At 72.4% G+C, this 7,409-nt stretch carries 5 protein-coding genes, 1 pseudogene and 4 riboswitches; of the genes and pseudogenes, 1 reads left to right on the top strand and 5 read right to left on the bottom strand.

The features are described 5' to 3' along the window. Positions 1-82: 82 nt before the first annotated feature. From AB0O40_RS14115 to AB0O40_RS14100, 4 genes and pseudogenes are all read right to left on the bottom strand, one after another. Positions 83-217, bottom strand: a pseudogene (locus tag AB0O40_RS14115) (NAD(P)-binding domain-containing protein); the annotation flags it as partial. After that, the gene (locus AB0O40_RS14110; protein ID WP_365039932.1) at positions 214-1,299 is read right to left on the bottom strand and encodes an enoyl-CoA hydratase/isomerase family protein; all 1,086 of its coding nucleotides are present in this window, start codon (positions 1,297-1,299) and stop codon (positions 214-216) included. The pseudogene AB0O40_RS14115 and the gene AB0O40_RS14110, both read right to left, overlap by 4 nt. Beyond that, positions 1,296-2,450: an acyl-CoA dehydrogenase family protein gene (locus tag AB0O40_RS14105; RefSeq protein ID WP_365039929.1), complete on the bottom strand. Its 1,155-nt coding sequence runs from the start codon at positions 2,448-2,450 to the stop codon at positions 1,296-1,298. The genes AB0O40_RS14110 and AB0O40_RS14105 overlap by 4 nt, the downstream gene beginning before the upstream one ends. Continuing rightward, positions 2,447-3,946, bottom strand: coding sequence for a CoA-acylating methylmalonate-semialdehyde dehydrogenase (locus AB0O40_RS14100; protein WP_365039926.1), 1,500 nt, complete (start codon positions 3,944-3,946; stop codon positions 2,447-2,449). Before AB0O40_RS14100 ends, AB0O40_RS14105 begins: the two co-directional genes overlap by 4 nt. Positions 3,947-4,137: 191 nt before the next feature. After that, positions 4,138-4,323, bottom strand: a riboswitch (cobalamin riboswitch). Positions 4,324-4,635: 312 nt separating this feature from the next. Then, positions 4,636-4,764, top strand: a riboswitch (cobalamin riboswitch). A 126-nt stretch (positions 4,765-4,890) separates the two neighbouring features. Here AB0O40_RS14100 and AB0O40_RS14095 point away from each other — a divergent pair. Further along, positions 4,891-5,385: a DUF4430 domain-containing protein gene (locus AB0O40_RS14095; RefSeq protein WP_365039923.1), complete on the top strand. Its 495-nt coding sequence runs from the start codon at positions 4,891-4,893 to the stop codon at positions 5,383-5,385. A 54-nt stretch (positions 5,386-5,439) separates the two neighbouring features. Here the strand turns inward: AB0O40_RS14095 and AB0O40_RS14090 are convergent, their stop codons facing one another. Beyond that, a complete protein-coding gene (locus tag AB0O40_RS14090) occupies positions 5,440-6,852 on the bottom strand; it encodes a hypothetical protein (RefSeq protein ID WP_365039920.1) in 1,413 nt (470 codons plus the stop codon). Positions 6,853-6,963: 111 nt separating this feature from the next. Further along, positions 6,964-7,104: riboswitch (cobalamin riboswitch) on the bottom strand. A gap of 72 nt (positions 7,105-7,176) precedes the next feature. Continuing rightward, a riboswitch (cobalamin riboswitch) is annotated at positions 7,177-7,299 on the top strand. Positions 7,300-7,409 lie beyond the last annotated feature (110 nt).

The following is a 7,409-nucleotide window of genomic DNA, read 5'->3' as shown; positions in this document are numbered from 1 at the left end:
CGCCCACCCTGTTCCTGACAGGCCGTCAGTTCAGTAATCTGACTACACGTCAGCTTCCTTGTCCGGTACGGGTCTTCCCATGGCCCGCAGCGACACCGGCCAGCAGCTCGGGGACGAGGTCGAAGCCGAGCACGCGGTGGCCGGCCTTGACGAGGTTGGCGGCCATCGGGCCGCCCATGTGGCCGAGGCCGATGAATGCGACGGTGGTTCCGGTCACCAGACGACCTCCTGGGACGAAGCGGTCGCGCCGAGCCGGAGCCCGGGCGCGTCGAGCGGGGCGAAGTAGCGGTCCACGGCCGCCGGGGTGACGTCCTCGAGCGTGGCCGGCGACCAGTGCGGGTCGCGGTCCTTGTCGATGACCTGGGCGCGGATGCCCTCGACCAGGTCGGGGGAGGCCAGCGCCGCGCAGGAGACCCGGTACTCCTGCTCCAGCACCCGCTCCAGCGGCCCGAGGCGGCGGGCCCGGCGGAGCGCGGCCAGGGCGACTTTGACGGCGGTGGGGGACTTGGCCAGCAGCGTGCCGGCCGCGTCCTTGGCGGCGGGGACGTCCGACGCGAGGAGCCGCGCCACGATCTCCTCGGCGGTGTCGGCGGCGTAGCAGTGGTCGATCCACTCGCGGGCGGCGGCCAGGGCGCCCGGCGGGGGCTGTGCCACGTACCGCTCCAGGACGCGGTGGACGGGGGCGCCGGCCAGGTCCCGGGCGAGATCCGGTAGTGCGGAGGCGGGTGCGAAGTGATCGGCGAGACCGCACAGCAGCGCGTCCGCGGCACTCACGGGCGCGCCGGTCAGGGCCAGGTGGGTGCCCAGCTCGCCGGGGGCGAGGGCGAGGAGGTAGGTGCCGCCCACGTCGGGGACGAAGCCGATGCCGGTCTCGGGCATGGCGACCTTGGACCGTTCGGTGACGATGCGGACACTGCCGTGCGCGGAGACGCCGACCCCGCCGCCCATGACGATGCCGTCCATGAGGGCGACGTACGGCTTGGGGTAGCGGGCGATCAGGGCGTTGAGGCGGTACTCGTCGCGCCAGAAGTCCGCCGAGGCGGTGCCTCCGGTGCGGGCGTCCTCGTGGATGGCGCGGATGTCGCCGCCCGCGCACAGGCCCCGGTCGCCGGCACCCCGGATGACGACCAGGGCGACGGAGGGATCGGCCGCCCAGGCCGTCAGGGCCTCCTCGATCCGGCGCACCATGGGGTGGCTGAGGGCGTTGAGTGCCTTGGGGCGGTTGAGGGTGATGTACCCGGCGTGGCCCTCGGTGTGCAGCAGGACGTGGTCCTCGCCGGTGGGTGTCTCGTTGGTCATCGCAGGGTCTCCGTGAGTCCGCGCGCGACGATCACGCGCATGACCTCGTTGGTGCCTTCCAGGATCTGGTGGACCCGTAGGTCCCGGACGATCTTCTCGATGCCGTACTCGCTCACATAGCCGTAACCGCCGTGGAGTTGGAGGGCGGCATCGGCCACCTGGTAGCCGGTGTCGGTGGCGAAGCGCTTGGCCATCGCGCACAGCCGGGGGGCCAGCGGGTCCCCGGTGTCGAGGGCTTCGGCGGCCTGCCGGACCAGCGCGCGGGCCGCGGCCAGCTCGGTGGCCATGTCGGCCAGCCGGAACTGCAGGGCCTGGGCGTCCAGCAGCCGGCCCCCGAAGGCCTCGCGGTCGGCGAGGTGGGACAGCGAGCGGTCCAGGGCGCTCTGGGCGCCGCCCAGCGAGCAGGCGGCGATGCCGAGGCGGCCGCCGTTGAGGCCGTTCATGGCGATGCGGAAGCCGTCGCCCTCGGCGCCGAGCAGCCGGTCGGCGGGGATGCGGACCCCGTCGAGGACGACCTGACGGGTGGGCTGCGCGTTCCAGCCCATCTTCCGCTCGTTCGGGCCGAACGAGACGCCCGGGTCGTCATGTTGCACGACGAACGCGGAGATCCCGCCGGGTCCGCGGTCGCCGGTCCGGGCCATCACGACGTACACGCCGGCGGCTCCGGCGCCGGAGATGAACTGCTTCACCCCGGTCAGGACGTAGTGGTCGCCCAGCCGCTCGGCGCGGGTGCGCAGGGCGGCGGCGTCCGAGCCCGCGCCCGGTTCGGTCAGGCAGTAGCTGCCCAGGGTGGCGGCCGAGCACAGGCCCGGCAGCCAGCGGTCGCGCTGGCCGTGGTCGCCGTAGCGGTCGATCATCCAGGCGACCATGTTGTGGATGGAGAGGTAGCCGGCGATGGACGGGCAGCCGGTGGCGAGGGTCTCGAAGACGAGGACGCCGTCGCTGCGGGACAGGCCCGAGCCGCCGTGCTCCTCGCGGACGTAGACGCCTGCCAGGCCCAGGGCGGCGGCCCGGCGGATGACGTCCACGGGGAAGTGCTTGTCCTGGTCCCAGGCGACCGCGTGCGGGGCCAGCTGCTCCTGGGCGAAGTCGAGGGTGACCTCGGCGAGGGCGAGCTGGTCCTCGGTGAGGGTGGTGGTCACGGCGCTCACCCCATCGTCGGGATGGTGAAGCTCGCGCCCTCCTTGACCCCGGAGGGCCAGCGCGAGGTGACGGTCTTCGTGCGGGTGTAGAAGCGGATCGAGTCCGGCCCGTGCTGGTTGAGGTCGCCGAAGCCGGACTTCTTCCAGCCGCCGAAGGTGTGGTAGGCGACGGGGACCGGGATGGGGACGTTGACGCCGACCATGCCGGTGTTGACCCGGCGGGTGAACTCGCGGGCGGTGTCCCCGTCGCGGGTGAAGATCGCCACGCCGTTGCCGAACGGGTGCTCGCTGGGCAGCCGCAGCGCCTCCTCGAAGTCGGCGGCCCGGACGACGGTCAGCACCGGGCCGAAGATCTCCTCGCGGTAGACGCGCATCTGCGGGGTGACCCGGTCGAAGAGCGTGGCCCCGGCGAAGAAGCCGTTCTCGTGCCCGGCGAGCGTGAACGGCCGTCCGTCCACGACCAGTTCGGCGCCCTCGGTGACGCCGATGTCCACGTACCGGTTGACCCGGTCCAGGGCGTCGCGGCTGACCAGCGGGCCGAAGTCCGCCTCCGGGTCGTCGGAGCGGCCGATCTTCAGGGTCGAGATCCGGTCCTTGAGGGCGGCGACCAGGCGGTCCGCGGTCTCCTCGCCGACCGGTACGGCCACCGAGATGGCCATGCAGCGCTCGCCCGCCGAGCCGTAGCCGGCCCCGACGAGCGCGTCCACGGCCTGGTCGAGATCGGCGTCGGGCATCACGATCATGTGGTTCTTGGCGCCGCCGAAGCACTGGGCGCGCTTGCCGTGGGCGGCGGCGGTGGCGTAGATGTGCGCGGCGATCGGGGTGGAGCCGACGAAGCCGAGGGCCTGCACCCGCGGGTCCTCGAGCAGGGTGTCGACCGCCTCCTTGCCGCCGTTGACGACGTTCAGGACGCCCGGCGGCAGGCCGGCCTCCAGGAACAGCTCGGCGAGCCGCAGCGGTACCGAGGGATCGCGCTCGGAGGGCTTGAGGATGAAGGCGTTGCCGCAGGCGAGGGCGGGGGCGGCCTGCCAGAGCGGGATCATGGCGGGGAAGTTGAAGGGGGTGATGCCGGCGACCACGCCCAGGGGCGAGCGCAGCGAGTGCACGTCGATGCCGGTGCCGGCGTTGTCGGTGAACTCGCCCTTGAGGAGGTGCGGGATCCCGGCGGCGAACTCGACCACCTCCAGGCCGCGTTGCAGGTCGCCATGGGCGTCGGCGACCGTCTTGCCGTGCTCGGCCGACAGCATCCGGGCCAGGTCCTCGCGCTCGTCCTCGACGAGCTGGAGGAAGCGCAGCAGGACGCGGCCCCGCCGCTGCGGGTTCCACTGCCCCCAATCGGCCTGCGCCTCCATGGCGTTGGCGATCGCCGCCTCGGTGTCGGCGCGTCCGGCCAGCGGTACGCGGGCCTGGACGGCGCCGGTGTTCGGGTCGTACACGTCGGCGAACAGCCCGGACGTGCCGGTGGTGTGCTTTCCGCCGATGAAATGGGTGAGTTCACGGACCATGGGAGCCTGCTCTCGTCAGGTCGGATCCGGGGATGGCACGACGGACCGGCGGCGGACACTCCGATGGGGGTGCGCCGTTGCGGAAGCCGTGGGAACTACGAGCGCACGGAAGTGGTGTGGGTACGCTCCGCCGGATCACCAGGGTCGTGGGTACAAACCGGTGCCATGCGTGTCTGCTCCATCCTCGTGGACAACACGGAACAACCCGCGGCCGGTATCCTGACTCCCGGATCCCCGCGTGCCGCCCGCCTTCCCGGCAGACCTCGCCAGTGGCGTGTGGAGGGCAGCACGCTCCCCGGTCACAGTGGCGGGACCGTGCCGGACTCACACCGGCTTCCCTGCACCGCGGACCTTGTGCCAGGAACATATAGTTGGACGTCCTAGTAAGTCCAGAGCGCCACCCGAGGTGGGAGCGGGCCGAGCGGCGCCGCACCGCGCGAGCCCCTGCCGGCCGAGCCGGGTGCGCACACCGCGCCGAAACCGGCCGGGCCCCCGCGTGGTCCGCGGCGCTGAGGTACTGGCGCACGTCCTGCACGGGGTACGGGTGGGGGAGCCCGTGACGGGGGCGGAGGCGCGGCGGCTGGGGTGAGTGCGGTGGTCGCCGGGTGCTTCGGGTCGCTCATCGCCGTTCATCCGCCGGGTACTTGGCCGCGGCGGCGTCGGCCCGTACGATTCCCCTGCCCGGCTCCGGCCGGGGACAACTTCATGGCTGTGCGATCGGGGGAAGCCGGTGGGAATCCGGCGCTGACCTGCAACCGTGTGCGGCGCGCTGACCTGCGCCGCGAGTCGGGATGCCCGCCGCGCGGCAGCATCCGCTTCCACTGTCACGGTCTGCAGAGCGAAGCCCGGTACCGCCGGAACACCACGTCAGCACGCTCACGGGGGTGGGCCGCGCCGGTCGCGGGGCCGCATCGGCCGACCGCACCGGTCAGAAAGGCCACCCCATGCTCCTGAGCCCCGCCCGTCGCGCCGCCGTCACCACGGCCGCCCTGGGACTCGCCCTCACCGGCCTCACCGCCGCGCCCGCCGTCGCCCACGCCAAGCCGGTGAACACCAACGCCGCCGTCAAGGTCACCCTCACCGTGCAGGGCCCCGACGGCCTGCTGTTCAAGGGCAAGGTCAAGACCAAGGGCCACGACGTGAGCACCGCCACCGGTGGTACCCACAAGTGCGACGGCACCAACGGTGGCGCCAACCCGACCAAGGTGCCGACCCCGACCGCGGCCCTGGACGACGCGGCCAAGAACCACTACTTCGGCTGGGACGGCACCTGGTACGCGTCCTTCGACGACTTCTCCGTGGACACCATCAAGGGTGTCAGCGGCGGCGGTTCGGCCTACTGGAACATATCCGTCAACGGCACGCCCACCCCGGTCGGCGGCTGCCAGTTCAAGCTGAACGCGGGCGACCAGGTGTCGTTCGTCTGGACGTCCTTCTGATCCGTCGGGAGGGTGCGGGCGGGGCCGGTGCTGACCCGCCCCGCCCGCCGTCCGTCAGGCTCCCCAGCGCAGCGCGATGGTGTCACCGACGTTGATGACCTTGCCGCGGGTGGCGCCCGCGAAGGCGGACCCGTCCACGCTCACCTTCCAGCTGTTCGAGCCGCTGTTCGCCTTGCCGTTGACGGCGGTGACGGTGCCGGTCCCGGACGACGGCGTGACGCTGGTGACGCAGCCGGACGGGGCGGCCGAGCCGATCGCCGCGGTCAGGACGTCGCCGAGGGTGGTGGTGGTACCGGTCGGCGTGATGGAGACGGCGCAGGCCTTCAGGTTGCCGGCGCCGTCGTCCACAGTGAGCGCCAGCTTGGTCGCGGTACCCGAGGTGAAGGCCGACTGGGCCACCCACTGCGGCGCGCCCGGGGTGACCGGGACGGGCGGGGCGGAGGTGAAGCCGCCGCCGACCACCGCGCGCAGCGCGTCGATCGAGGCGTAGGCGCTCGGGGCGGTGTCGCTGGGCTTGTACTTGAAACCGCCGGCAGGGTTGTACTGGTTGGCGATGAGGAAGTCGACCGGGGTCCTGCCGGCCAGGGTGACGAAGTCGCCGGTCTGGGCGTTGATGCCGCAGGCGTTGAGGCCCGCGACGCCCCAGCCGTTGGAGCTGGTGTTGACGCCGTACATCGAGTTGAAGGCGCCGGTGGTGTTGACCAGCTTGCCCTTGAGGAAGTCCTTCGCCTGGACGACGTCGGCGTCGGTGTTCGGGACGCCGGAGGCGCACAGGGCGGCCATCGCCGCGCCGGTCATGTCGACGTCGCCGGCGGTGGCCAGGGCGGTCGGGTTGCCCTCGGCCTTGCTGTACTGCCAGCCGCCGTCGTTGTGCTGGTTGGCGCGGATGCGGGCCACCAGCGAGTCGGTGAGGGACTGGGGTATGCGGACCCCGCCGGCCTGCGTCTTGGCACCGCCCAGGGCGAGCGCGGCGAAGACGGTGCCGTTGAAGTTCGCGGACGGGCCGAAGTAGCCCGGCTCGGCGGTCTGCCAGTAGGAGTAGATGTTCGCGATCAGGTTGCGGGAGGCCGAGACCCGGGCCGGGTCGATGCCGGCCGCGTTCGCGTTGAGGGCGCCCCGCTCGTAGTCGGTGACCACCGGCGAGGCGGAGGGCCAGCCGGACGTGCCGAGCAGGTTGCGGTAGACGGTCCGGGCGTTCTTCGTGGTGTCCCCGCCGGGGTAGACGTCGACGACCGCGGTACCCGCGGCGGCGAAGGCGCTGAAGGCCCACTCGTTGGACAGCCCGGATCCGGCGTACGAACCGTCCGCGGCCTGGAGGGACTTGAGGTACGTCACACCGTTCGCCTTGGACGTGGCGATCTGCGCCGGGGTGGACGTGGCGAAGGCCGGCAGCACGGTCAGCGCGAAGGCGCCGAGCGCGGCGGGCGCCGCGAGCGCGAGACGGCGGGAGGTACGGGAACGGTTCATGGCCTGCTCCTGGGGTCGGCGGACGCCGGCCGGCCGCTCGTCCCCGACGGCACGCCGCAGGACGGCACGGCCGGGGGAGGGGGCCGCCGTCCGGAACGCGTGGTACGGCTTCCTGATGCTTCGTCACCGCACGGGCATTCGGGCTCGGCACGGCGTCCGCCGTGCCACACCGCTGCGCGTCAGCTCCGGATTCGCACCGGATTCCCCCATGTGGCGCCCAGGACGCTACCTGAGTGATCAAGGGTCCGCCAGCGCGGTCGAGCAGGGGCCGACGGCGCCGATCGGATGAGACGCACCCCACCTTGACGGCGCTGTCCGGGGCGTGTTCGATGTCGGCTGATAAGTACTCAGCCCCAGGGGAAGCCGGTCGAATTCCGGCGCTGACCCGCAACCGTAGGCCCGGCACCGTCCCGGGCGAGCCGGATTGCCTGTGGCCGTGTCAGTGCACGAAGAACGCCGTCGCGGACTACGGCGTGGTCGTCATCGCCCCCGCGGAGCTCGCGCACGGGGCGTCCCGCCACGTTCCCGTACTCCGTCCGGCACGGACGAGGGGCCGC

Source organism: Streptomyces sp. NPDC089919 (assembly GCF_040684615.1).
Classification (GTDB): Bacteria; Actinomycetota; Actinomycetes; order Streptomycetales; family Streptomycetaceae; genus Streptomyces.
The sequence above is the reverse complement of the archived record's forward strand: the minus strand, read 5'-3'. Positions and strand labels throughout refer to the sequence as shown.